Genomic DNA, 23,721 nt, shown 5'->3' on the forward strand with positions numbered 1-23,721 from the left:
CGGATGGCGACACAAATGCCTTATTCGGCCTACAGGACCGTAGGCCCGGTAAATGCAGTGCCGCCGGGCAATCCGTTTCACCAATTAACGTTTGAACCCGTAATACACCTCGTTCCAGCGCAGCGCGTCCTTAAAGGCTGGCAGACGGGTATCGTTATCAATTACCGCGATTTCGATATCGTGTATTTCTGCAAACTGGCGCATATCGTTCAGATCCAGCGCGTGGCTGAAGACGGTATGGTGCGCGCCGCCAGCCAGAATCCACGCTTCGGAGGCGGTCGGCAGATCCGGCTGCGCCTTCCACAGCGCGTTAGCCACCGGCAGTTTCGGCAGGGAGTGCGGCGTTTTTACGGTGTCAATGCAGTTGACCAGCAGGCGATAACGATCGCCGAGGTCGATCAGGCTGGCGACGATCGCCGGGCCGGTTTGGGTATTGAAAATCAAACGCGCCGGATCTTCCTTGCCGCCAATGCCGAGGTGCTGGACGTCGAGGATCGGTTTCTCTTCCACCGCGATGGAGGGACACACCTCCAGCATGTGCGAGCCGAGCACCAGATCGTTGCCTTTCTCGAAGTGGTAGGTGTAATCCTCCATAAATGAGGTGCCGCCCTGCAGACCGGTTGACATCACTTTCATAATGCGAAGCAGAGCGGCGGTTTTCCAGTCGCCTTCGCCCGCAAAGCCGTAGCCCTGTTGCATAAGACGCTGTACGGCCAGACCCGGAAGCTGTTTCAGACCGTGTAAATCTTCAAAGGTAGTAGTAAAGGCGTGGAAGCCGCCCTGTTCCAGGAAACGCTTCATACCGAGTTCAATACGCGCCGCTTCTCGCACGTTCTGGCGTTTATCGCCGTGGATTTGGGTGGCGGGCGTCAGGGTATAGCTGCTTTCATACTCGTCAATCAGAGCGTTGATATCGCCGTCACTAATTGCGTTCACCACCTGCACCAGATCGCCGACCGCCCAGGTATTGACCGAAAAGCCAAATTTGATTTGCGCGGCCACTTTATCACCGTCAGTCACTGCGACTTCACGCATATTGTCGCCGAAGCGGCAGACTTTTAGCTGGCGGGTATCCTGTTTAGAGACCGCCTGGCGCATCCAGGCGCCGATACGCGTATGGGCCTCTTTATCCTGCCAGTGACCGGTGACGACCGCGTGCTGCTGGCGCATCCGCGCACCGATGAAGCCGAACTCGCGACCGCCGTGCGCAGTCTGGTTCAGGTTCATAAAGTCCATATCAATGCTGTCCCACGGCAGGGCGGCGTTAAATTGGGTATGGAATTGCAGTAGTGGTTTGTTAAGGATACTCAGCCCGTTGATCCACATTTTGGCCGGGGAGAAGGTGTGCAGCCAGACCACCAGCCCTGCGCAGCGATCGTCATAATTGGCGTCACGACAAATGGCGGTAATCTCATCCGGCGAGGTGCCCAGCGGTTTTAATACCAGTTTACATGGCAGTTTGGCTTCGGTATTCAGCGCGTTGACCACATGCTCGGCATGTTGAGTGACCTGACGCAGGGTTTCTGCGCCATACAAATGCTGGCTGCCAATCACAAACCATACTTCATAATTATCAAAAATCGTCATTGTCGTGTCCTTAATGAGTCAGGATTGCCTGATTGGCCGGGGTCGTTGGCGCCGGCGCGGCAGTCGGAAGATAATGTTGTTCTGCGCTTAGCGCCCACTGCTGGTAGCGGCGGTAAAGCTGTTCGAGGCGTTGCGCCTGTTCAGGGCGGGGACGCAGAGTGCGTTCTACCGCGCTTGCCATGCTTTGCTGGGCGGCAGGAATATCGGCATGGACTTTCGCAGCGACGGCGGCAAAGATAGCGGCGCCTAATGCGCAACACTGGTCGGAAGCGACGATCTGCAACGGACGATTCAGTACGTCGCAGCAGACCTGCATAATGACCTGATTTTTACGGGCGATGCCGCCAAGCGCCATCACGTTATTGACCGCGATACCCTGCTCGGTAAAACACTCCTGAATGACGCGCGCGCCGAAGGCGGTCGAAGCGACCAGACCGCCAAACAGCGCTGGCGCGTCGGTGGCGAGATTGAGATCGGTAATGACGCCTTTCAGACGCTGATTAGCGTTTGGCGTGCGGCGACCGTTAAACCAGTCGAGCACCACCGGCAGGTGATCCAGGGACGGATTTTTCGCCCAGGCGTCGGTGAGCGTTGGCAGTAGCTGCTTCTGGCTGGCGTTAATCTGGGTTTTCAGTTCCGGGTGCTGCGCGGCAAGTTGCTCCAGCGGCCAGCTCAATACGCGGCTAAACCAGGCGTAGATATCGCCGAAAGCAGATTGCCCCGCTTCCAGACCGATAAAGTTCGGCACCACGCTGCCGTCAACCTGACCGCAAATGCCTTTCACGGCGCGATCCCCGACGCTCTGTTTATCCGCAATCAGAATGTCGCAGGTAGACGTGCCGATGACTTTCACCAGCGTATTGGGCTGTGCGCCCGCGCCGACCGCGCCCATATGGCAGTCGAACGCGCCGCCGGAAATCACCACGCTTTCCGGTAAGCCGAGGCGCTGCGCCCATTCGACGCACAGGGTGCCCACGGGCAGATCGGCGGTGAAGGTTTCGCTAAATAACGGGTAACGCAGATGACGGTTAATGCACGGATCGAGTTCATCAAAGAAGCTCGCGGGCGGCAGACCGCCCCAGCTTTCATGCCACAGCGTTTTGTGCCCGGCGCTGCAGCGGCCACGGCGGATATCCTGCGGGCGAGTGGTGCCGGAAAGCAGCGCCGGCACCCAGTCACACAGCTCAATCCACGAGACGGCGGCCTGCGCGACGGCGCTATCCTGCCGGGTGACGTGCAAAATCTTCGCCCAGAACCATTCGCTGGAGTAAATGCCGCCAATATAGCGGGAGTAGTCGACCTTGCCTGGCTTATGGCACAGACGAGTGATTTCGTCGGCCTCTTCCACGGCGGTGTGATCTTTCCACAGCACAAACATCGCATTCGGGTTCTCGGCGAACTCTGGACGCAGCGCCAGGACGTTACCGTCGGCGTCAATCGGCGCTGGCGTAGAGCCGGTGCTGTCAACGCCAATGCCAACGACATTTGCGCGTTGCGCGGCGCTTAATTGTGCCAGAACGGCTTTCAGCGCGGCCTCCATTGACTCCATGTAGTCGCGCGGATGATGACGGAACTGGTTGTTCGGGCCGTCGCAATAACGGCCTTCTTGCCAGCGCGGATACCACTCTACGCTGGTGGCGATCTCGTCGCCGGTGGCGCAGTCCACTGCCAGAGCGCGCACTGAATCACTGCCAAAATCGAGGCCAATTGCAATTGCCATCGTCTTACTCCATCCAGAAAAACAGGTATGGAGAAACAGTAGAGAGTCGCGGCAAAAACCGTCAGGCAGGATCCGCTAATCTTATGGACAAAAATGCTAATGCTTTGCAAAGTGTGACGCTGTGCAAATATTCAATGTGGACATTCCAGCCATAGTTATAGACACTTCTGTTACTTAATTTTATCGCCTGAACTGTACGCTTTTGTTACAAAGCGCTTTTCACAAGCGGGGTTGATACGTGCTTTCATCAAGCGCAAGGTCTTGCGGAGACGTAAGCTCTGTCGTCCTGGTCAATATGGACAATTTGTTTCTTCTCTGAACATCGGGGGGTAGAGAAATCATGGCTGAAACGCAAAATGATCCGCTATTGCCGGGATATTCATTTAATGCCCATCTGGTCGCCGGACTGACGCCAATTGAAGCGAATGGATACCTGGATTTTTTTATCGATCGTCCGTTGGGCATGAAGGGATATATTCTTAACCTGACCATCCGCGGAGAGGGCGTCATTAATAATAATGGCGAGCAGTTTGTCTGTCGGCCTGGCGATATATTATTGTTTCCGCCGGGCGAGATTCATCACTATGGACGGCATCCGGATGCCAGCGAGTGGTATCACCAGTGGGTTTATTTCCGGCCTCGCGCCTACTGGCAGGAGTGGCTGACCTGGCCGACAATCTTTGCCCAGACAGGATTTTTCCGCCCGGACGAGGCGCGCCAGCCGCATTTCAGCGAACTGTTCGGGCAGATCATCAGCGCCGGGCAAGGGGAAGGTCGCTATTCTGAGCTACTGGCGATCAATCTGCTGGAGCAGTTGTTGCTCAGACGTATGGCGGTAATTAATGAGTCGTTGCATCCGCCGATGGATAGCCGTGTGCGCGATGCCTGCCAGTATATCAGCGACCATCTGGCGGACAGCCATTTTGATATCGCCAGCGTCGCCCAGCATGTCTGCCTGTCGCCCTCCCGGTTATCGCATCTGTTCCGCCAGCAGTTAGGCATTAGCGTATTGAGTTGGCGCGAAGATCAGCGTATCAGCCAGGCGAAACTCCTGCTTAGCACCACGCGAATGCCGATAGCGACCGTTGGGCGCAATGTTGGATTTGACGATCAGCTCTATTTTTCGCGGGTATTTAAAAAATGCACCGGGGCAAGTCCTAGCGAGTTCAGGGCCGGATGTGAATAAAAAGTGAATGATGTGTCCACAAAGATGTCATAAGCCGTAACTATTCGGATAATTGACGGCTTGACGAAGGGGGACGGGGTAAGCAGAATCCCTGCTTCATCACGCTGACGGACACACTATGCAAGCACTGCTGGAACACTTTATCACCCAATCCACTCTGTATTCGCTTATCGCCGTGTTGCTGGTCGCCTTCCTGGAATCGCTGGCGCTGGTGGGGTTGATTTTACCCGGCACGGTACTGATGGCGGGGCTGGGCGCGCTTATCGGCAGCGGCGAGCTCAATTTTTGGCATGCCTGGCTGGTGGGTATTATCGGCTGTCTGATGGGCGACTGGATTTCGTTCTGGCTGGGGTGGCGCTTTAAAAAGCCGCTACACCGCTGGTCTTTTATGAAAAAGAACAAGTCGCTGCTGGATAAAACCGAACACGCGCTGCATCAGCACAGTATGTTCACGATCCTGGTCGGACGTTTTGTCGGTCCGACGAGGCCGCTGGTGCCGATGGTGGCAGGGATGCTGGATCTTCCCGTAGCGAAATTTATTGGGCCGAACTTGATTGGCTGTTTGCTGTGGCCGCCGTTTTATTTCCTGCCGGGCATTCTGGCGGGAGCGGCAATCGATATTCCTTCCGATATGCAGAGCGGAGATTTCAAATGGCTGCTGCTGGCGACGGCGTTGCTGCTGTGGGTCGGAGGCTGGCTATGCTGGCGGCTGTGGCGCAGCGGCAAAGCGGCAGTCGATCGTTTAACCGCGTATTTCCCCCGCAGCCGTTTGCTGTATCTGGCGCCGTTGACGCTCGGGATCGGCGTGGTCGCGCTGGTGGTGCTGGTTCGCCACCCGCTGATGCCGGTATATATCGATATTCTGCGCAAAGTTGTGGGTTACTAACGATTCCTTTGCCGGATGGCAGCTTCGCCTTATCCGGCCTACAAAATATGGGATTTGATGCCCAATAGCGCTGAGGCGCTGGCCTGACCGCTTAGTAGCTCGTCTGTTTTGCCTTGCCACGCAATGCGTCCGTCGGCGACGACGATTGACCGGGGCGCAATTCGCGCCGCATCTTCCACGCTGTGCGAGACCATCAACAGCGTGAGCTGTCGCTCGCGGCAGATATCGCTGACCAACGTCAGCATCTCCTGGCGCAGCGCGGGATCGAGCGCGGAGAACGGTTCATCCAGCAGCAGTACCGGCTGTTCGCGTACCAGGCAGCGCGCCAGCGCTACCCGCTGACGCTGGCCGCCGGACAGTTCGCCCGGTAAACGCGTCATCAGACTCTCAATGCCCATCTGACGTGCGATAGCGTCCCGTTTTTCCCGCTGGCTGGCGTTGAGCGTTAACCCGGGGTTTAGCCCCAGACCGATATTTTGCTGCACATTCAGGTGGCTGAATAAATTATTCTCCTGAAACAGCATTGAGACCGGACGGCGTGAGGGCGGCGTAAGCGTATGATCTTCATCGGCAATCAGTAACGTACCGCTGGCAGGCGCAAGAAAACCGGCAATTAAATTCAACAACGTGCTTTTCCCCGCGCCGCTGGGGCCAAGAATCGCCACCTGCTCGCCGCGTTCTACCGCCAGCGTAAAACGCATCGGCAAATGATGGTAAAGCCAGGTGATATCAATCAGTTTTAGCATGTCGGCCCGGTAGTTTCTCTATGAGGGTAAATAACGTAAAGCAGAGCAGCAGCAGTATCAGTGCGGTCACCGCGCCGTCCTGGCTGCGGTAGGAGCCGATCTGCTGATACAGATAAAACGGCAGCGTGCGGAAATTGTCATTGCCGAAAAGCGCGACGACGCCAAAATCACCGATAGAAAGTACGCAGGCAAACGCCAGCGCCTGCGCCAGCGGACGTTTCAGCGCCCGCAGTTCCACGACCTTTAATCGCGACCAGCCTTCAATTCCTAATGACTGGCACAGCATTCCATAACGGGCGGTAATATCGCGCATTGGGTTTTCCAGGACTTTTAGCGCGTAGGGGATTGCCATCAGCGCATTGGTGAAAATCACGATGCCGTCGGCGGATTCCGGTAAGCCAACGCTGTTATTGAGCAGTAAAAAGAAGCCTGTCGCCAGTACGATCCCCGGCATCGCGAGGATCAACATCCCGCTGAGTTCCAGCGTTTGTCCGGCGAATAGTTGCTGGCGTTGGCGTAGCTCGCGGCTACTCCACAGCAGCATCATGGTCAGCACCACACACAGAACGCCCGCCGCCAGCGCAATGCGTAGCGATGTCCAGACAGCCTGCCACAGAATGGGTTGCGCCAGCACCTCCGGCAGGCTGCGGTTGACGCCATCGACCACCACGGCGACCAGCGGCGGAAGCAGCAGCAGCAGCGCCAGCACGATTAATAAGGCGTCCGTCAGACGGCTGTGGAGACGATCGTCAGGATCGCGCCAACCCTGCGTTAGCGTCATCCCCGGCGCAATCGCTTTGCTCAGCCGTTGGCTTAGCAGTACCAGCGCCAGGCAGCAGACCATCTGGATTAATGCCAGCATCGCCGCGCGGGTGGGATCGTAGTCATAACTAAGCGCCTGAAAGATAGCCAGTTCGATAGTGGTGGCCTGCGGGCCGCCGCCGAGCGACAGAACCGTTGCGAAACTGGCGAAGCAGAGCATAAAAATCAGCGCCGCGACAGGCGGAATTTGGCGGCGCAGCCACGGCCATTCGACAAAACGGAAAAAATGCCAGCCGCGCATACCGAGCTGGGCGGCGAGCTGGCGCTGCTCGCCGGGAATGCTTTCCAAAGATTGCAGCAACAAACGGCTCGCCATTGGCAGGTTAAAAAAGACGTGCGCCAGTAAAATGCCCTGCAAGCCGTAGGGGGAGAATGTCCACTGAAGCCCCAGCATCTGCCACAGCGAGGCCAGCCAGCCCTGACGGCCATACACGCTAAGAATACCGAACACGGCAACCAGTACCGGCAGAATCAGCGTCATGGCGCACAGACGCAGCAGCGCCAGACGTCCAGGAAAACGGCGTCGATAAAGCGCGCGGGCGAGAAAAACCGCCGGGACCACAGACAGCACTGCGGACAGAAACGCCTGCCAGAATGAGAAGCGCACCACATGCCACAGGTAGCTATCCCGCCAGATTGTCGACCACGCGCCCGACGGCGCGTTCAGCCAAAGCGCCAGAAAGGCCGCCAGCGAGACGGTTATCATCAGCGCGGCGGCGCACAGCCCCGGAATCAGCCAGCCGGGAATTAACGGCTGACGGCGCGTTGCCATTCGCTAATCCATGCCTGGCGTTGTGCTGCCACTTGTTGCGGCGTGAATTCCAGCGTTGTGGCGGGTTTGGCCAATGATTCAAACCCTGCGGGTAAGGCGACGTCCGCTACCGGGTACATCCAGTTGCCGGTGGGTATGGCGTTCTGAAACGCCGGAGAAACCATAAATTTGAGGAATTTCTCCGCCAGTTCCGGCTGCTTACTGGCGACGGTACGCGCCGCGACTTCTACCTGTAAGTAATGGCCTTCGCTGAAGTTCGCGGCGGCGTAATTGTCCTTCTTCTCTTCAATAATGTGATACGCCGGAGAGGTGGTGTAACTGAGCACCAAATCGCTTTCACCTTTCAGAAATAAACCGTAGGCCTCGCTCCAGCCTTTCGTCACCGTCACCGTTTTGGCCGCCAGTTTTTGCCAGGCCTGCGGCGCGTTATCGCCATAGACTTTGCGCATCCACAGTAACAGCCCCAGCCCTGGCGTACTGGTACGCGGGTCCTGATAAATCACCCGCCATTTTTGATCGCTCTCGACCAGTTCTTTCAGGCTTTTCGGCGGATTTTTCAGCTTGCTTTTATCGTAGACAAAGGCGAAATAGCCGTAATCGAACGGCACAAATGTGTCGTTTTTCCAGCCGCCGGGCACCTTGACCGCTTCATTCGCCACGCCGCTTTTGGCAAAAAGTTTAGTTTGCGTGGCCGCTTCCAGCAGATTATTGTCCAGCCCCAACACCACATCGGCTTTGCTGTTCTTCCCCTCCATCCGCAGGCGGTTGAGCAGCGAAACGCCATCCTCCAGCGCCACCAGTTTCAGCTCGCAGTTGCAATCGGCTTCAAACGCTTTTTTCACCGCCGGGCCTGGCCCCCAGTCGGCGGCGAACGAGTCGTAGGTATAGACGGTGAGAACGGGTTTGGCGAAAGCAGGCGCCGCGCACAGGAGTAAAAGCGGAAGATATTTTTTTAACACTTTGCACCTCAGTGAAAGAGTGGCAAAGGACTTGAGAGGTAGCCTCAAATCCCTTCGCCGGCATTATCCGGATCAGGTTCGACGGGTATTTTCTCAGCGCGCGCATGAGCGCGGCACCCCGTTGAGTTCGGCGTTAGTGTAGTGATTTTGTTGCCGGGCAGCAATCAAGAGCTGGCGTTAAGGATCTGGCGGCGCAAACCACGCCGATTTAAAATCAAACCAGCCGAGGGTATTCATGCGCAGCCCGCGCATACTGCGTTGTCCCTGGATAATCAGCCAGTGGTGGATCAGCGGCACAATCGCTTTGTTGGCCAGCAGTTGCTGGCACCAGGTCGCCAGGTTCATCTCGCCAGCGCGCCACTGCGCGGCGTCGTCCTGCCAGTCGCGCGGAATGCAGTTCTGCAAGAGTGGTACTTCGCACAGGTGCGCGAACAGCGAGAAATCCAGCGGCAGCGTAAAGTTAGCGCTATTGAGCCAGATATCGCTTTCGATCTCGCCGGCGTGCCATTGATCGTAGTCGATCTCCTGAATATGCAGATGCACCTGATGCTCAGCCAGAAGCGCGCTCATGATACGGGCGATAACCCGGTGCTCAATGTGTTCGCGATAGAAGGTCAGCGTGAGGGTTTCCAGCCCGGCGGGTTTTTCGCCCGGGCCTGGACGGGCGTGATGCCAGCGCGGTAAAAGCCCATAGGCCGGGAACCAGAGCTGCTGTAGCGGTTCATCGGCATGATAGAGTAAATTGGTGGGGGAGAGGACGTGGCTTACCCATTCTCTGACCTGCGGATGCGCGCCGCGCGGCGTTCTGGCGTCGAATAGCAGGTAATAGCACCCCTCTTCCAGTCGGCTTTCTATCGCTTTTTCACCGCCTTGTATCGGCCCTTCCAGCATCAATCCGCAGGCCGGTTCTTCACTGATATCCGGCAGTACCCAGACGTTCACTTCGTCTATCAACGCCCGGTAGCCGAAGTAATCATCAAAGGCGAGTATCTTGAGCTGGTTTGGCGTATTACGCCGCACGGCATAAGGCCCGGTGCCGATAGGGTGGCTGGCGAAATTAGCCAGTGTTTCCCACTCCCGCGGCAAAATCATCGCCGGGACCTGGCCCAGCAGCCACGGCAACCAGCGATCCGGCTGGGAAAGATGAATATCCAGCGTCCACGCGGTAGGGGAGTCTATCTTTTTGATGTGCGAGTAAAGCGGAAGCGTATTGATACGCGTCAGCGAGGCGATGACATCTTCCATCTCCAGCTCGCGGCCATGATGAAAATGAATGCCGGGGCGCAGGTAGAAGCGCCACAGTAAAGGGGAAATTTGCTGCCAGTGGTGCGCAATGTCCGCTTCCAGTTCCCCGTTTTCCTCATTTACCCGCGTGAGCGAACTGAAAATTTGCCGGGCAATATGGGTTTCCGAGCGACGTAATGCGGTTCCCGGCAGGAGATTGTGCATCGGACGATAGTAAAGAACCCGCAGAATATGCCGCCCCTGGCGGAAGCTGCGTCCCAGATGGGAAATCAACATTTGTCTGACAGCGCTTTTATCGCCGACCAGTTGTACCAGTTGATCGATTCGATCTTGTTCCAGCAGGTCTTCCGCCCGCTGCTGTTGCAGCGCCAGTCCGGTATACAGGAACGTCAGACGCGAACGCTTTCCGCGTCCGACCTCGGCTTCCCATGTTAGCCAACCGCGCGCCTGCATCGTATTTAGCAGCGTACGCATATGGCGACGCGAACAGTTCAGCAGATCCGCCAGCTCATTAAGCGTGGTGTCTTGCGTTTTACCGTCACAACATTGCCAGAGACGGATAAATTGTTGTTGCAGGCGACCTGAGGGCATAAAAGGGGAACTCCGATGAAAAACTCAGCAATTTTATTATCCCTATATTAGGCCAATAATATCTTTCGATGAAGCAAGAGGAAGAGGTCACTATGCGCCAGTTCTGGTTGAGATATTTTGCCGCGACGGAAAAAACGTCCTGGCTGGCTTGCCTGAGCGCGCCGCAGCGCTTAAAAATGCTCGCGGAACTGATGCAGTGGGAGGCGACCGATTGAAGCCAATTGCAGACATCATGTGTGACTGAGTATTGGTGTAGGCGATAGCCTAAAATCACCCGCCAGCAGATAATATCTGCTGGCTTTTTTTATTTCGGCTGTTTCTGGATGACGACGATGGGACGGCGTCTCAACGGGATTTATACGGCGGTTTCTGTGGTCACGCAGGTGATGACCGGGCGAGTAAAAGACGTATAAAAAATGCCGGAGTATCCCCGGCATGAGCGACTGATGAGTAACCCGAAGTTTGATGGTACTACGCTTATCAGGCCTACAGGATATAGTGGCAACCTGGTGATATTGCATAACCTGTAGGCCCGGTAAGGCGTCAAGGGTTACCGCATAAATGCCGGTTGTTTATTTTCGTAGGCGGCAATCGCGTCTTCGTGCTGCAGCGTCAGCCCAATGCTGTCCAGACCGTTCAACATGCAGTGGCGGCGGAAGTCGTCGATTTTAAAGCTGTAGGTCTTATCGCCTGCTTTCACCACCTGTGCTTCCAGATCCACTTCAAATTTAATGCCCGGATTGGCTTTCACCAGAGCAAACAGCTCATCGACCTGTGCGTCGCTCAGGGTTACCGGCAGCAGTTGGTTGTTAAAGCTGTTGCCGTAGAAGATGTCGGCGAAGCTTGGCGCGATCACCACTTTAAAGCCGTAATCGGTCAACGCCCACGGCGCGTGTTCGCGTGAAGAGCCGCAGCCAAAGTTTTCCCGCGCCAACAGAATCGACGCGCCTTGATATTCCGGAAAGTTCAACACGAATTCCGGATTTGGCTGTTGACCCTTTTCGTCCAGGAAGCGCCAGTCGTTAAACAGATGGGCGCCAAAACCGGTGCGCGTAACCTTCTGCAAAAACTGTTTAGGGATAATTGCATCGGTATCGACGTTGGCGGCATCCAGTGGGACAACCAGGCCGGTATGCTGGGTAAATTTCTCTGCCATGGTAGTTTCCTTATTTGATGCTGCGAATGTCGGCGAAGTGGCCGGTAACGGCGGCAGCGGCGGCCATCGCCGGGCTGACTAAATGCGTGCGACCCCCGCGGCCCTGACGACCTTCAAAGTTACGGTTGCTGGTGGAGGCGCAGCGCTCGCCCGGGTTCAGGCGGTCATTATTCATGGCCAGGCACATGGAACAGCCCGGTAAGCGCCATTCAAATCCTGCTTCGATAAAGATCTTGTCCAGACCTTCCGCTTCTGCCTGCGCTTTCACCGGACCTGAACCCGGCACCACCAGCGCCTGTACGCCAGGCGCGACTTTGCGCCCTTTGGCGACTTCCGCCGCCGCGCGCAAATCTTCAATGCGCGAATTGGTACAAGAGCCGATAAAGACTTTATCGATAGCAACGTCCGTTAACGGTACGCCAGGCTGTAAGCCCATATAAGCCAGCGCTTTTTCGGCGCTGGCGCGTTCAACCGGATCGCTAAAGGAGGCGGGATCGGGGATGATGTCGGTGACGGAAATCACCTGGCCCGGATTCGTGCCCCAGGTCACCTGCGGCGCGATCTCTTCTGCTCGCAGGGTGACGACAGTATCAAAAGTCGCGCCGTCATCGGTTTTCAGCGTTTTCCAGTACTCGACGGCTTCGTCAAAATCGCGGCCCTTCGGCGCGTGCAAACGCCCTTTTACGTAGTTGAAAGTGGTTTCATCCGGGGCGACCAGACCGGCTTTGGCGCCCATCTCAATCGCCATATTGCACAGCGTCATGCGGCCTTCCATACTCAGCGCGCGGATCGCGTCGCCGCAAAATTCAACCACGTGTCCGGTGCCGCCGGCGCTACCGGTTTTACCGATGATCGCCAGCACGATGTCTTTGGCGGTAATGCCCGGCGCGGCGTTGCCCGTGACTTCAATCTTCATGGTTTTAGCGCGCCCCTGTTTCAGGGTTTGCGTCGCCAGTACATGTTCTACCTCAGAAGTGCCGATGCCGAAGGCCAGCGCACCAAACGCGCCGTGGGTGGCGGTGTGGGAGTCGCCGCAGACGATGGTCATGCCCGGCAGGGTGACGCCCTGTTCCGGCCCCATCACATGGACGATGCCCTGATACGGGTGATTCAGGTCATACAGCTCGACGCCGAACTCGTTACAGTTCTTAATCAGCTCCTGCATCTGGATACGCGCCATTTCACCGGAAGCATTAATGTCTTTAGTCTGCGTCGAGACGTTGTGATCCATCGTGGCGAAGGTTTTCCCTGGCTGACGTACCGGACGATGGTGCGCGCGCAGACCGTCAAACGCCTGCGGCGAGGTGACTTCATGCACCAGGTGGCGGTCGATGTACAGCAACGGCGTTTCGTTTGGCGCCTCAAAGACCACGTGGGCATCAAATAATTTTTCGTATAACGTTTTGGCCATGATTACACCCCTTCTGCGACATAGCGGGCGATAATATCGCCCATCTCATCGGTACTGACTGCGGCAGCGCCCCTGGCTAAATCGCCGGTGCGAACGCCCTCTTCTAATGCGCGATTGATCGCCTGTTCAATGGCTGTTGCCGCATCGTTGGCATCCAGGCTGTAGCGCAGCAGCAGCGCCAGCGACAGGATCTGCGCAATTGGATTGGCGATATTTTTCCCGGCGATATCCGGCGCGGAGCCGCCAGCCGGTTCATACAGGCCAAACCCTTGCTCGTTCAGGCTGGCGGAGGGCAACATCCCCATTGAGCCGGTGATCATGGCGCATTCGTCGGACAGAATGTCGCCGAACAGGTTAGAGCACAGCAGTACGTCAAACTGCGACGGGTCTTTAATCAACTGCATGGTGGCGTTATCGATATACATGTGCGCGAGTTCCACATCGGGATACGTTTTCGCGACATTGTTGACGATCTCACGCCACAGGATAGAGCTTTGCAGTACGTTGGCTTTATCAATAGAGGTGACTTTACGGCGGCGTTTACGCGCCGATTCAAAGGCGATACGGGCAATGCGCTCGATCTCAAAGCGGTGATAAACTTCGGTATCAAAGGCTTTTTCGTACTGACCGCTGCCTTCGCGGCCTTTTGGCTGTCCGAAATAGATCCCGCCGGTCAGCTCGCGCACGCACAGGATATCGAAACCGTTAGCGGCGATATCGGCGCGCAACGGGCAAAATGCTTCCAGTCCCTGATACAGTTTCGCCGGACGCAGGTTACTGAATAATTTGAAATGTTTGCGCAGCGGCAGCAGGGCGCCGCGCTCTGGCTGGCTTTCCGGGGGCAAATTTTCCCATTTCGGGCCGCCGACGGAGCCAAACAGAATGGCATCCGCCTGCTCGCACCCTTCAACGGTGGCTTTCGGCAGTGGATGACCATGATTGTCGATAGCAATACCGCCGACGTCATAGTGGCTGGTGGTTATACGCATATCAAAACGACTGCGTACCGCATCCATAACTTTCAGGGCTTGCGCCATGACTTCCGGGCCGATACCGTCGCCCGGCAGTACGGCAATATGATAGTTCTTCGACATTACACGGTTTCCTTGTTGTTCTCTTTATTTTGAGCTTTGCGTTGCAATTCTTTTTCAACTTCGGCGGCGCGCCAGATATTGTTCAGTACGTGCACCATCGCTTTGGCGGAGGATTCGACGATATCCGTCGCCAGCCCGACGCCGTGGAAGCGGCGACCATGATGGTTCACGACGATATCGACCTGACCCAGCGCGTCTTTGCCCTGGCCTTTGGCGTTCAGGTCGTATTTAACCAACTCAACGTCGTAGCCAGTGATGCGGTTAATCGCCTGATAGATGGCGTCGACCGGGCCGTTGCCGTTCGCCGCTTCGGCCTTGATCTCTTCACCACAGGCCAGCTTCACGGAAGCGGTGGCGATATCGCTGGAGCCGGACTGCACGCTGAAGTAATCCAGACGGAAATGCTCTGGTTCTTCTTGCTGTTTATTAATAAACGCCAGCGCTTCCAGGTCATAGTCGAACACCTGGCCTTTTTTGTCCGCCAGCTTCAGGAACGCGTCGTACAGGTGGTCCATGTTGTAGTCTGTGTCCTTGTAACCCATCTCTTCCATGCGATGTTTCACGGCGGCACGGCCAGAGCGGGAGGTCAGGTTCAGCTGTATCTGGTTCAGACCGATGGACTCTGGCGTCATGATTTCATAGTTTTCGCGGTTCTTGAGGACGCCATCCTGGTGGATGCCGGAAGAGTGGGCGAAAGCGCCGCTGCCGACAATCGCTTTGTTGGCCGGGATCGGCATGTTACAGATCTGGCTGACGGTCTGGCTGGTGCGCCAGATTTCGTGGTGATTGATGTTGGTGTGTACGTTCATGATGTCTTTGCGCACTTTAATCGCCATGATCACTTCTTCCAGTGCGCAGTTACCGGCACGTTCTCCGATACCGTTCATCGCGCCTTCAACCTGACGCGCGCCCGCATGTACTGCCGCCAGCGAGTTACCTACCGCTATCCCTAAATCGTCGTGGGTATGAACGGAGATGATGGCTTTGTCGATATTGGGGACACGTTCATACAGGCCGGAAATGATTCCCGCGAACTCAAACGGCATGGTATAGCCCACGGTATCGGGAATATTAATGGTTCTCGCGCCGGCGTTTATAGCGGCTTCCACCACGCGCGCCAGATCGTCAACAGGCGTCCGGCCAGCATCTTCGCAGGAGAACTCTACGTCATCAGTGTAATTACGCGCCCGCTTAACCATGTATACCGCGCGTTCGATGACCTCATCCAGCGTGCTGCGCAGCTTGGTGGCGATGTGCATTGGCGAGGTGGCGATAAAAGTATGGATGCGAAACGCGTCGGCGACCTTCAGCGCCTGTGCCGCGACGTCGATGTCTTTTTCTACACAACGCGCCAGGGCGCAAACGCGGCTGTTTTTGATGGTGCGGGCGATGGTTTGGACAGATTCAAAATCACCCGGAGAAGAGACCGGGAAGCCTACTTCCATGACATCAACACCCATGCGCTCAAGGGCCAGGGCAATCTGCAGCTTCTCTTTCGCGCTCAGGCTGGCCTGTAACGCTTGTTCGCCGTCGCGTAAGGTCGTATCAAAAATAATGACTTGCTGGCTCATGATGTGGTCCTTGTCTCCAGGGGCGCCTTGCGTCAGGCATAAAAAAACCCGCGCAACGGCGCGGGTTTTTGTTTGACTTCGAGCTGACTTAATGTTGAATGCCGCCCACCGGTCTACCGCGCACAATAAATGCGTTGAGTAGTAGTAGCCCAGTGAAACGAACGATATGTGACATTAATTCAGCTCCAGCGAATGCGTTATGCTTTTAGTGGTACTGGATATGCCGTTTAATGTCAACTCTATTTTCTGTCGCCATTGCATTTTGTTGACGATATCCGGATACGTACTTTAGCTAATTGTGCTGGGCTGCGCGTCCAATAAAGGATAAAAGAACGAGTGGACATTCATACTTTTCATTGTTTGAAATATTTAGGCATTTTTGTTTGCAAATTGGTTAGGGGAATGGCCTGTTAAAGGTATGCTAAAGGTTTGGTTTATCTTTTTGATTTGTTTTATATTTTAACAAATAACCTTGTTTACTTAATGGATAAGGATAAAGTTATTGATAAATTAATGTTAACTTTTTAGCTATTAATAATATAAACATTTAATTGAAACTTAAATGATCATTCACTTGGTGTATGATTGTGTATTCGCCATAGTTATGGTTATATTGCTTGCGTAATTTAAACATTATGAATCGCAATGGTGTGACTCAGGACACATTATGCTTGCGCTGGCATTCTATTTGTCTCTGTCAGCGTCTTTATGTTTTCCGAATTTTAACGCTTTCCCTTTTTCTTATTTTATATGCATGGTAAATCATATTTTCAGGAATTATTTCTGCCTTCAGCCAGAAAAAGGGAGTTAAGCGTGACAGTGGAGTTAAATATGCCAGAGGTCAAAACCGAAAAGCCGCATCTTTTAGATATGGGCAAACCACAGCTTCGCATGGTTGATTTGAACCTATTGACCGTGTTCGATGCGGTAATGCAAGAGCAGAATATTACGCGCGCCGCCCACACGCTGGGAATGTCGCAGCCTGCGGTCAGTAACGCCGTAGCGCGTCTGAAGGTTATGTTTAATGACGAACTTTTTGTTCGATATGGACGAGGAATTCAGCCGACTGCCCGTGCATTTCAGTTATTTGGTTCAGTCCGTCAGGCGTTGCAATTGGTGCAAAATGAATTGCCGGGATCGGGGTTTGAGCCGACCAGCAGCGAACGTGTATTCAATCTTTGCGTGTGCAGTCCGCTGGATAACATCCTGACGTCACAGATTTATAATCGTGTAGAAAAAATTGCGCCAAATATTCATGTCGTTTTTAAAGCGTCGTTGAATCAGAATACTGAGCATCAGCTACGCTATCAGGAAACCGAGTTCGTTATTAGTTATGAAGAATTCCGTCGTCCTGAGTTTACCAGCGTACCGCTATTTAAAGATGAAATGGTTTTAGTCGCCAGCCGAAAACACCCGCGTATTAGCGGCCCGCTACTGGAAGGCGATGTTTATAATGAACAACATGCGGTTGTTTCTCTCGATCGTTATGCGTCATTTAGTCAGCCGTGGTATGACACGCCGGATAAACAGTCGAGCGTGGCTTATCAGGGCATGGCGCTTATCAGCGTTCTGAACGTGGTTTCGCAGACGCATTTGGTCGCTATTGCCCCGCGCTGGCTGGCGGAAGAGTTTGCGGAGTCGCTGGATCTGCAAATATTGCCGTTGCCTTTAAAACTGAATAGCCGGACATGCTACCTTTCCTGGCATGAAGCGGCTGGGCGTGATAAAGGGCATCAATGGATGGAAGATTTATTAGTTTCTGTTTGTAAGCGATAAAACCGGGCAGAATAAATCAGAAACAAATTCTGGTTTATTCTGCTTTTTAGCGTATATAAAAAATTTTATGCTGAATTAACGGTGAGCGATTCTTTTCGTCGTTGTGAAAAATAGATGAATTGCTGTAAGTCTGCATTTATAAGCGATTATTTATTACCTGGTGTGATTCAGACGGAGTATTTCTCCATTTCTTCTCTTCTTGCCTCCTGATTATTCTAACCTTCCCCATCTTTACGTCATTCCACCCAATTGCCAGGCGTGATAGCAAGCGGTTAAGGTGTCCGTCAAACCGTGATGACAGGTATAAAGTGGAGGCAAGCCGTGGAGATGTTGTCTGGAGCCGAGATGGTCGTCCGATCGCTTATCGATCAAGGCGTAAAGCAGGTGTTCGGCTATCCTGGAGGCGCAGTGCTTGATATTTATGATGCGCTACATACCGTTGGAGGGATCGATCATGTGCTGGTGCGTCATGAGCAGGCCGCGGTGCATATGGCGGATGGCCTGGCGCGAGCCACTGGCGACGTTGGCGTGGTGCTGGTGACTTCCGGACCGGGAGCGACCAATGCGATTACCGGGATTGCTACGGCCTATATGGATTCCATTCCGCTGGTGATTCTTTCCGGCCAGGTCGCCACCTCATTGATTGGCTATGATGCCTTTCAGGAGTGCGACATGGTGGGGATTTCCCGACCGGTGGTCAAACATAGCTTCCTGGTCAAACAGACGGAAGATATTCCCCAGGTGCTTAAAAAGGCCTTCTGGCTGGCGGCAAGCGGACGCCCTGGGCCGGTGGTCGTGGATCTGCCGAAAGACATTTTGAATCCGGCGAAAAAAATGCCGTATGCCTGGCCGGAGACGGTCAGTATGCGCTCTTACAATCCCACAACATCAGGACATAAAGGACAAATTAAGCGTGCCTTGCAAACGTTGGCGTCGGCAAAAAAGCCGGTGGTCTACGTTGGGGGAGGGGCGATAAGCGCGGCCTGCTATGCGCCGCTGCGCCACATCATTGAAACCTTTAACCTGCCGGTGGTCTCTTCATTAATGGGACTGGGCGCGTTTCCTGCTACTCATCGCCAGTCGTTAGGAATGCTGGGAATGCATGGCACTTATGAAGCCAATATGACCATGCATAACGCCGACGTGATTTTCGCTGTTGGCGTACGATTTGACGACCGCACGACGAATAATCTCGCTAAATATTGTCCGAACGCGACGGTATTACACATCGACATTGACCCGACGTCCATATCCAAAACGGTTAACGCTGATATCCCGGTGGTGGGCGATGCCCGCCTGGTACTGGAACAAATGCTGGAGCTACTGGCGCAGGATGCGCCGTCTCAGCCGCAGGATGATATTCGCGACTGGTGGCAGCAGATAGAGAGCTGGCGCGCCCGTCAGTGCCTGAAATATGACGCGGAAAGCGAAAGTATTAAACCCCAGGCGGTGATTGAAACCCTCTGGCGTCTGACGAAGGGCGACGCTTACGTGACGTCCGATGTAGGACAACACCAGATGTTTGCCGCCCTCTATTACCCGTTCGATAAACCACGTCGCTGGATTAATTCCGGCGGGCTCGGCACGATGGGTTTTGGCCTACCGGCTGCGCTGGGCGTTAAAATGGCCCTGCCGAAAGAAATGGTGGTCTGCGTGACCGGCGATGGCAGCATACAGATGAACATTCAGGAGCTGTCGACAGCCTTACAGTATGAACTGCCGGTACTGGTTCTGAACCTGAACAACCGTTATCTGGGGATGGTAAAACAGTGGCAGGATATGATCTATTCCGGTCGCCATTCTCAGTCTTATATGCAGTCGTTACCGGATTTTGTGCGCCTGGCGGAAGCATATGGCCATGTCGGGCTGCAGATTAACCACCCGGATGAGCTGGAAAGTAAACTCAGCGAAGCCCTTGAGCATGTGCGTAATAACCGACTGGTGTTCGTCGATGTCACCGTTGATGGCAGCGAGCATGTCTATCCGATGCAGATTCGCGGGGGCGGGATGGACGAAATGTGGTTAAGCAAAACGGAGAGGACCTGATGATGCGCCGGATTTTATCGGTATTACTGGAAAACGAATCTGGGGCGTTATCGCGGGTTATCGGCCTCTTTTCGCAACGCGGATATAATATTGAAAGCCTGACCGTCGCGCCGACAGACGATCCGACGTTGTCGCGCATGACTATCCAGACGGTAGGCGATGAAAAAGTGCTTGAGCAAATTGAAAAGCAACTGCACAAGCTGGTTGATGTGCTGCGCGTCAGCGAGCTGGGACAGGGAGCGCACGTTGAGCGGGAAATCATGCTGGTGAAAATCCAGGCCAGCGGCTACGGACGGGAAGAGGTGAAGCGTAATACGGAAATTTTCCGTGGTCAGATTATTGACGTTACGCCAACGTTGTATACCGTTCAACTGGCGGGCACCAGCGATAAACTGGATGCTTTTCTGGCCTCGCTGCGCGACGTGGCGAAAATTGTTGAAGTGGCGCGTTCAGGCGTCGTCGGGCTTTCGCGCGGCGATAAGATTATGCGCTGAGCAGATTCGCCGGATGACGACGCGGTTGCGTTTTATGCGGTCTACAGGCTGATATCTGGCCCAGGTCCGATAAGCGTAGCGCCATCAGGCAGGTTTGCCGGATATCAGCCAACAGGAATTATCGCCCAACCCAATATCACCGGTTGGGCTTTTTTTTGCGAAATCCGTGGTAACCCGGAATAAAAGCGGTTGCCGGAGTGATCAAACTGCGCTTAGATGTTAACGATTTTAACCCATGCCGACATAAAGGTTATGGTTTGTACAATTTACACAAGGGGCAATTGTGAAACTGGATGAAATCGCTCGGCTGGCCGGTGTCTCGCGCACAACTGCAAGCTACGTTATAAACGGTAAAGCAAAGCAATACCGCGTGAGCGACAAAACCGTAGAAAAAGTCATGGCGGTAGTGCGTGAGCACAATTACCATCCTAACGCTGTGGCTGCCGGGCTGCGTGCTGGACGCACACGTTCCATTGGTCTGGTGATCCCGGACCTTGAAAACACGAGCTACACCCGTATCGCAAACTATCTTGAGCGCCAGGCACGCCAGCGTGGCTACCAACTGCTGATCGCCTGTTCTGAAGATCAGCCGGATAACGAAATGCGCTGCATTGAGCACCTTTTGCAACGCCAGGTGGATGCAATCATTGTTTCAACTTCGTTACCGCCGGAGCATCCCTTCTATCAGCGCTGGGCCAACGATCCGTTCCCCATCGTCGCGCTCGACCGCGCGCTGGATCGCGAACATTTCACCAGCGTGGTCGGCGCCGATCAGGATGATGCCGAGATGTTGGCGGAAGAGCTGCGTAAATTCCCGGCGGAAACGGTGCTTTATTTGGGCGCGCTGCCGGAGTTGTCCGTCAGTTTCCTGCGCGAGCAGGGGTTCCGCACCGCATGGAAAGACGATCCGCGGGAGGTGAATTTCTTATATGCCAACAGCTATGAGCGCGAAGCCGCCGCGCAGTTGTTTGAGAAATGGCTGGAAACGCATCCTATGCCGCAGGCGCTCTTTACGACATCGTTCGCGCTATTACAGGGCGTGATGGACGTTACGCTGCGGCGCGATGGAAAACTGCCCTCGGATTTGGCGATTGCGACCTTCGGCGATCATGAGCTGCTGGATTTTCTGCAATGCCCGGTGCTGGCGGTGGCGCAGCGTCATCGTGATGTCGCGGAACGCGTGCTGGAGATTGTGCTGGCAAGTCTTGATGAACCGCGTAAACCGAAACCCGGCTTAACGCGTATTCGGCGAAACCTGTATCGTCGCGGCATTCTGAGCCGTAGCTAAAGGACCGGCGGTGAAAGACTCTCTCTTCTGCCGCCGTCAAACAAATGCGTATCAGTAAAAATATCCCTCAAATAATTAAGATTATTCCTTAAAATTATCCGAAAATTCTTTTTTATTACCTTTCTTTTGTCCGAAATCGTCCATATTCCACTAATTAAGACGTAACGAGTCTTTTCCTTTGTCTTGTTTTGTTACAAGCAGGCAAGAAATCGTCGAATTAACAGCCACTTTTTGTCTTTGGCGCGACAGTCGCTCGTAGGCGCTGGTATAGCAGGCGCCGCACACGTTAAACAGGCACTGTTAACACGGTGCAATATGTCCTAAAATGCCGCTCGCGTCGCAAACTGACACTTTATATTTTTCTCGGATTATATTGAGTCCGTTTTAAACGGCGGTGGGTCTTTGGTTTTTTTCTTACAAATATTCATAACGTTAATTTGACTTGCACGCTGGGTGGAAATTAATCAACGCAGATATTCGCCGTAAACATTGGCTTTTTTACTTAGGTAAGCGTTGTGACTTGCTTGACAAGCTTTTCCTCCGCTCCGTAAACTCCTTCGAGTGGGAATTTGTGGGATAAAGTGGTAAGAAGGGGTGAGACTGGCATGTTCCGGGGGGCAACGTTAGTCAATCTCGACAGTAAAGGGCGCCTGACCGTGCCGACCCGTTATCGGGAGCAACTGATCGAGAGCACTACCGGTCAAATGGTATGTACCATTGACATCCATCACCCATGCCTGCTGCTTTACCCCCTGCCTGAATGGGAAATTATTGAGCAAAAGTTATCTCGTCTGTCGAGCATGAACCCGGTAGAACGTCGCGTACAGCGTTTACTGTTGGGCCATGCCAGCGAATGTCAGATGGATGGTGCAGGTCGATTACTGATCGCGCCAGTTCTGCGGCAACATGCCGGACTGACGAAAGAAGTGATGCTGGTTGGACAGTTCAACAAATTTGAGCTGTGGGATGAAACGACCTGGTATCAACAGGTCAAGGAAGATATCGACGCTGAACAGTCAGCTACCGAAACGTTATCGGAGCGGCTGCAGGACTTGTCTCTATAAGATGATGGAAAATTTTAAACACACTACGGTACTGTTGGATGAAGCCGTTAATGGGCTGAATATTCGTCCGGATGGTATCTATATTGATGGCACATTTGGTCGCGGCGGCCACTCGCGCCTGATCCTCTCGCAACTGGGCGAAGAGGGGCGCTTGCTGGCGATCGATCGCGATCCGCAGGCGATCGCCGTTGCGCAGACCATTAATGATCCTCGCTTCTCCATCATTCATGGACCTTTTTCCGCGCTGGCTGATTATGTAGCCGAGCGCGAGCTTACCGGCAAGATTGACGGGATCCTTCTCGATCTTGGCGTCTCTTCTCCGCAGCTTGACGATGCGGAGCGCGGTTTTTCATTTATGCGCGACGGTCCGCTGGATATGCGAATGGACCCGACGCGCGGCCAGTCTGCCGCCGAGTGGTTACAAACGGCGGAGGAGGCGGATATCGCCTGGGTGCTGAAAACATTCGGCGAGGAGCGTTTTGCCAAACGTATTGCTCGCGCCATTGTTGAGCGCAATCGCGAACAGCCGATGACCCGCACCAAAGAGCTGGCGGAAGTGGTTGCGGCGGCGACCCCGGTAAAAGACAAATTCAAACATCCCGCGACCCGTACCTTCCAGGCGGTGCGCATCTGGGTAAACAGTGAACTGGAGGAGATAGAGCAGGCGCTAAAAAGCTCGCTCAGCGTACTGGCCCCAGGCGGGCGGCTTTCAATCATCAGTTTCCACTCGCTGGAAGACCGTATTGTGAAACGCTTTATGCGTGAGCAAAGCCGCGGTCCGCAGGTGCCGGCGGGATTACCGATGACGGAAGCGCAGCTCAAAAAACTGGGCGGTCGTGAGTTACGAGCGTTAGGCAAGTTGATGCCGGGTGAAAAAGAGGTAGCTGAAAATCCTCGGGCCCGTAGTTCAGTTCTGCGTATCGCAGAGAGGACGAACGCATGATCAGCAGAGTGACAGAAGCCCTAAGCAAAGTGAAGGGATCGATAGGAAGCAACGAGCGCCATGCCTTGCCTGGCGTGATCGGTGACGATCTTTTGCGGTTCGGGAAGCTGCCACTCTGCTTGTTCATTTGCATCATTTTAACGGCGGTGACGGTGGTCACGACGGCGCACCATACTCGTTTACTCACCGCGCAGCGTGAACAATTGGTTCTGGAGCGCGATGCATTGGACATTGAATGGCGCAACCTGATCCTTGAAGAAAATGCGCTCGGCGATCACAGCCGGGTGGAGCGGATCGCAACGGAAAAGCTGCAAATGCAGCATGTTGATCCGTCCCAAGAAAATATCGTAGTGCAAAAATAAGG

General features: G+C 54.4%; 21 protein-coding genes and 1 riboswitch. Of the genes, 10 read left to right on the top strand and 11 right to left on the bottom strand.

What is annotated here, in order from left to right:
- Positions 1-84: 84 nt before the first annotated feature.
- Both araA and araB read right to left on the bottom strand, forming a co-directional pair.
- Positions 85-1,587 carry an L-arabinose isomerase gene (gene araA / locus ACLJQJ_RS15495; protein ID WP_063808746.1) on the bottom strand — a complete coding sequence of 501 codons (1,503 nt, stop codon included), beginning with the start codon at positions 1,585-1,587 and terminating at the stop codon, positions 85-87.
- Between the two features lie 10 nt (positions 1,588-1,597).
- Positions 1,598-3,307: a ribulokinase gene (araB, locus tag ACLJQJ_RS15500; protein WP_063808747.1), complete on the bottom strand. Its 1,710-nt coding sequence runs from the start codon at positions 3,305-3,307 to the stop codon at positions 1,598-1,600.
- Positions 3,308-3,647: 340 nt separating this feature from the next.
- On the opposite strand from araB, the gene araC reads away from it, so the two are divergent.
- A complete protein-coding gene (gene araC, locus ACLJQJ_RS15505) occupies positions 3,648-4,493 on the top strand; it encodes an arabinose operon transcriptional regulator AraC (protein ID WP_000852387.1) in 846 nt (281 codons plus the stop codon).
- 118 nt (positions 4,494-4,611) lie between these two features.
- Complete coding sequence (locus ACLJQJ_RS15510; protein ID WP_001148369.1) at positions 4,612-5,379, top strand: DedA family protein; 768 nt, start codon at positions 4,612-4,614, stop codon at positions 5,377-5,379.
- A gap of 38 nt (positions 5,380-5,417) precedes the next feature.
- Here ACLJQJ_RS15510 and thiQ read toward each other — a convergent pair whose 3' ends face one another.
- From thiQ to sgrR, 4 genes are all read right to left on the bottom strand, one after another.
- Positions 5,418-6,125 carry a thiamine ABC transporter ATP-binding protein ThiQ gene (gene thiQ, locus ACLJQJ_RS15515; protein ID WP_063808748.1) on the bottom strand — a complete coding sequence of 236 codons (708 nt, stop codon included), beginning with the start codon at positions 6,123-6,125 and terminating at the stop codon, positions 5,418-5,420.
- The gene (gene thiP, locus ACLJQJ_RS15520) at positions 6,109-7,719 is read right to left on the bottom strand and encodes a thiamine/thiamine pyrophosphate ABC transporter permease ThiP (protein ID WP_063808749.1); all 1,611 of its coding nucleotides are present in this window, start codon (positions 7,717-7,719) and stop codon (positions 6,109-6,111) included. The genes thiQ and thiP overlap by 17 nt, the downstream gene beginning before the upstream one ends.
- Entirely contained in the window at positions 7,695-8,678 is a 984-nt protein-coding gene (gene thiB, locus ACLJQJ_RS15525; protein ID WP_000915326.1) for a thiamine ABC transporter substrate binding subunit, read from the bottom strand. The genes thiP and thiB overlap by 25 nt, the downstream gene beginning before the upstream one ends.
- 31 nt (positions 8,679-8,709) lie before the next feature.
- Positions 8,710-8,809, bottom strand: a riboswitch (TPP riboswitch).
- A gap of 46 nt (positions 8,810-8,855) precedes the next feature.
- On the bottom strand, positions 8,856-10,514 hold the full coding sequence (gene sgrR, locus ACLJQJ_RS15530) for an HTH-type transcriptional regulator SgrR (protein ID WP_063808750.1): 1,659 nt from the start codon (positions 10,512-10,514) through the stop codon (positions 8,856-8,858).
- A 92-nt stretch (positions 10,515-10,606) separates the two neighbouring features.
- On the opposite strand from sgrR, the gene sgrT reads away from it, so the two are divergent.
- Positions 10,607-10,729, top strand: a complete 123-nt coding sequence (gene sgrT, locus ACLJQJ_RS15535) for a glucose uptake inhibitor SgrT (RefSeq protein WP_001248755.1) — start codon at positions 10,607-10,609, stop codon at positions 10,727-10,729.
- 335 nt (positions 10,730-11,064) lie between these two features.
- Here sgrT and leuD read toward each other — a convergent pair whose 3' ends face one another.
- The 5 genes from leuD to leuL form a co-directional block, all read right to left on the bottom strand.
- Positions 11,065-11,670, bottom strand: coding sequence for a 3-isopropylmalate dehydratase small subunit (leuD, locus tag ACLJQJ_RS15540; RefSeq protein ID WP_000818267.1), 606 nt, complete (start codon positions 11,668-11,670; stop codon positions 11,065-11,067).
- A gap of 10 nt (positions 11,671-11,680) precedes the next feature.
- Positions 11,681-13,081, bottom strand: coding sequence for a 3-isopropylmalate dehydratase large subunit (leuC, locus tag ACLJQJ_RS15545; protein WP_001140632.1), 1,401 nt, complete (start codon positions 13,079-13,081; stop codon positions 11,681-11,683).
- A 2-nt stretch (positions 13,082-13,083) separates the two neighbouring features.
- Entirely contained in the window at positions 13,084-14,175 is a 1,092-nt protein-coding gene (gene leuB / locus ACLJQJ_RS15550; protein WP_063808751.1) for a 3-isopropylmalate dehydrogenase, read from the bottom strand.
- Positions 14,175-15,746, bottom strand: coding sequence for a 2-isopropylmalate synthase (leuA, locus tag ACLJQJ_RS15555; RefSeq protein WP_000082819.1), 1,572 nt, complete (start codon positions 15,744-15,746; stop codon positions 14,175-14,177). The genes leuB and leuA overlap by 1 nt, the downstream gene beginning before the upstream one ends.
- 88 nt (positions 15,747-15,834) lie before the next feature.
- Positions 15,835-15,921: a leu operon leader peptide gene (gene leuL / locus ACLJQJ_RS15560; protein ID WP_001575587.1), complete on the bottom strand. Its 87-nt coding sequence runs from the start codon at positions 15,919-15,921 to the stop codon at positions 15,835-15,837.
- A 656-nt stretch (positions 15,922-16,577) separates the two neighbouring features.
- On the opposite strand from leuL, the gene leuO reads away from it, so the two are divergent.
- The 7 genes from leuO to ftsL all read left to right on the top strand — a co-directional run bounded on the left by leuO (position 16,578) and on the right by ftsL (position 23,719).
- The gene (leuO, locus tag ACLJQJ_RS15565; RefSeq protein ID WP_001115420.1) at positions 16,578-17,522 is read left to right on the top strand and encodes a transcriptional regulator LeuO; all 945 of its coding nucleotides are present in this window, start codon (positions 16,578-16,580) and stop codon (positions 17,520-17,522) included.
- A gap of 321 nt (positions 17,523-17,843) precedes the next feature.
- Positions 17,844-19,568, top strand: a complete 1,725-nt coding sequence (ilvI, locus tag ACLJQJ_RS15570) for an acetolactate synthase 3 large subunit (RefSeq protein ID WP_000425613.1) — start codon at positions 17,844-17,846, stop codon at positions 19,566-19,568.
- 2 nt (positions 19,569-19,570) lie between these two features.
- Positions 19,571-20,062, top strand: coding sequence for an acetolactate synthase small subunit (ilvN, locus tag ACLJQJ_RS15575; RefSeq protein ID WP_001563086.1), 492 nt, complete (start codon positions 19,571-19,573; stop codon positions 20,060-20,062).
- A 283-nt stretch (positions 20,063-20,345) separates the two neighbouring features.
- On the top strand, positions 20,346-21,350 hold the full coding sequence (gene cra / locus ACLJQJ_RS15580) for a catabolite repressor/activator (protein WP_000762406.1): 1,005 nt from the start codon (positions 20,346-20,348) through the stop codon (positions 21,348-21,350).
- A gap of 605 nt (positions 21,351-21,955) precedes the next feature.
- Positions 21,956-22,414 carry a division/cell wall cluster transcriptional repressor MraZ gene (gene mraZ, locus ACLJQJ_RS15585; RefSeq protein ID WP_063808752.1) on the top strand — a complete coding sequence of 153 codons (459 nt, stop codon included), beginning with the start codon at positions 21,956-21,958 and terminating at the stop codon, positions 22,412-22,414.
- A 1-nt stretch (position 22,415) separates the two neighbouring features.
- On the top strand, positions 22,416-23,357 hold the full coding sequence (gene rsmH, locus ACLJQJ_RS15590; protein ID WP_000970444.1) for a 16S rRNA (cytosine(1402)-N(4))-methyltransferase RsmH: 942 nt from the start codon (positions 22,416-22,418) through the stop codon (positions 23,355-23,357).
- Entirely contained in the window at positions 23,354-23,719 is a 366-nt protein-coding gene (gene ftsL, locus ACLJQJ_RS15595; RefSeq protein ID WP_000625651.1) for a cell division protein FtsL, read from the top strand. Before rsmH ends, ftsL begins: the two co-directional genes overlap by 4 nt.
- The last annotated feature ends 2 nt before the right edge of the window (positions 23,720-23,721 follow it).

Source organism: Salmonella sp. SAL04202 (genome assembly GCF_046550775.1).
Lineage (GTDB): Bacteria > Pseudomonadota > Gammaproteobacteria > Enterobacterales > Enterobacteriaceae > Salmonella > Salmonella enterica.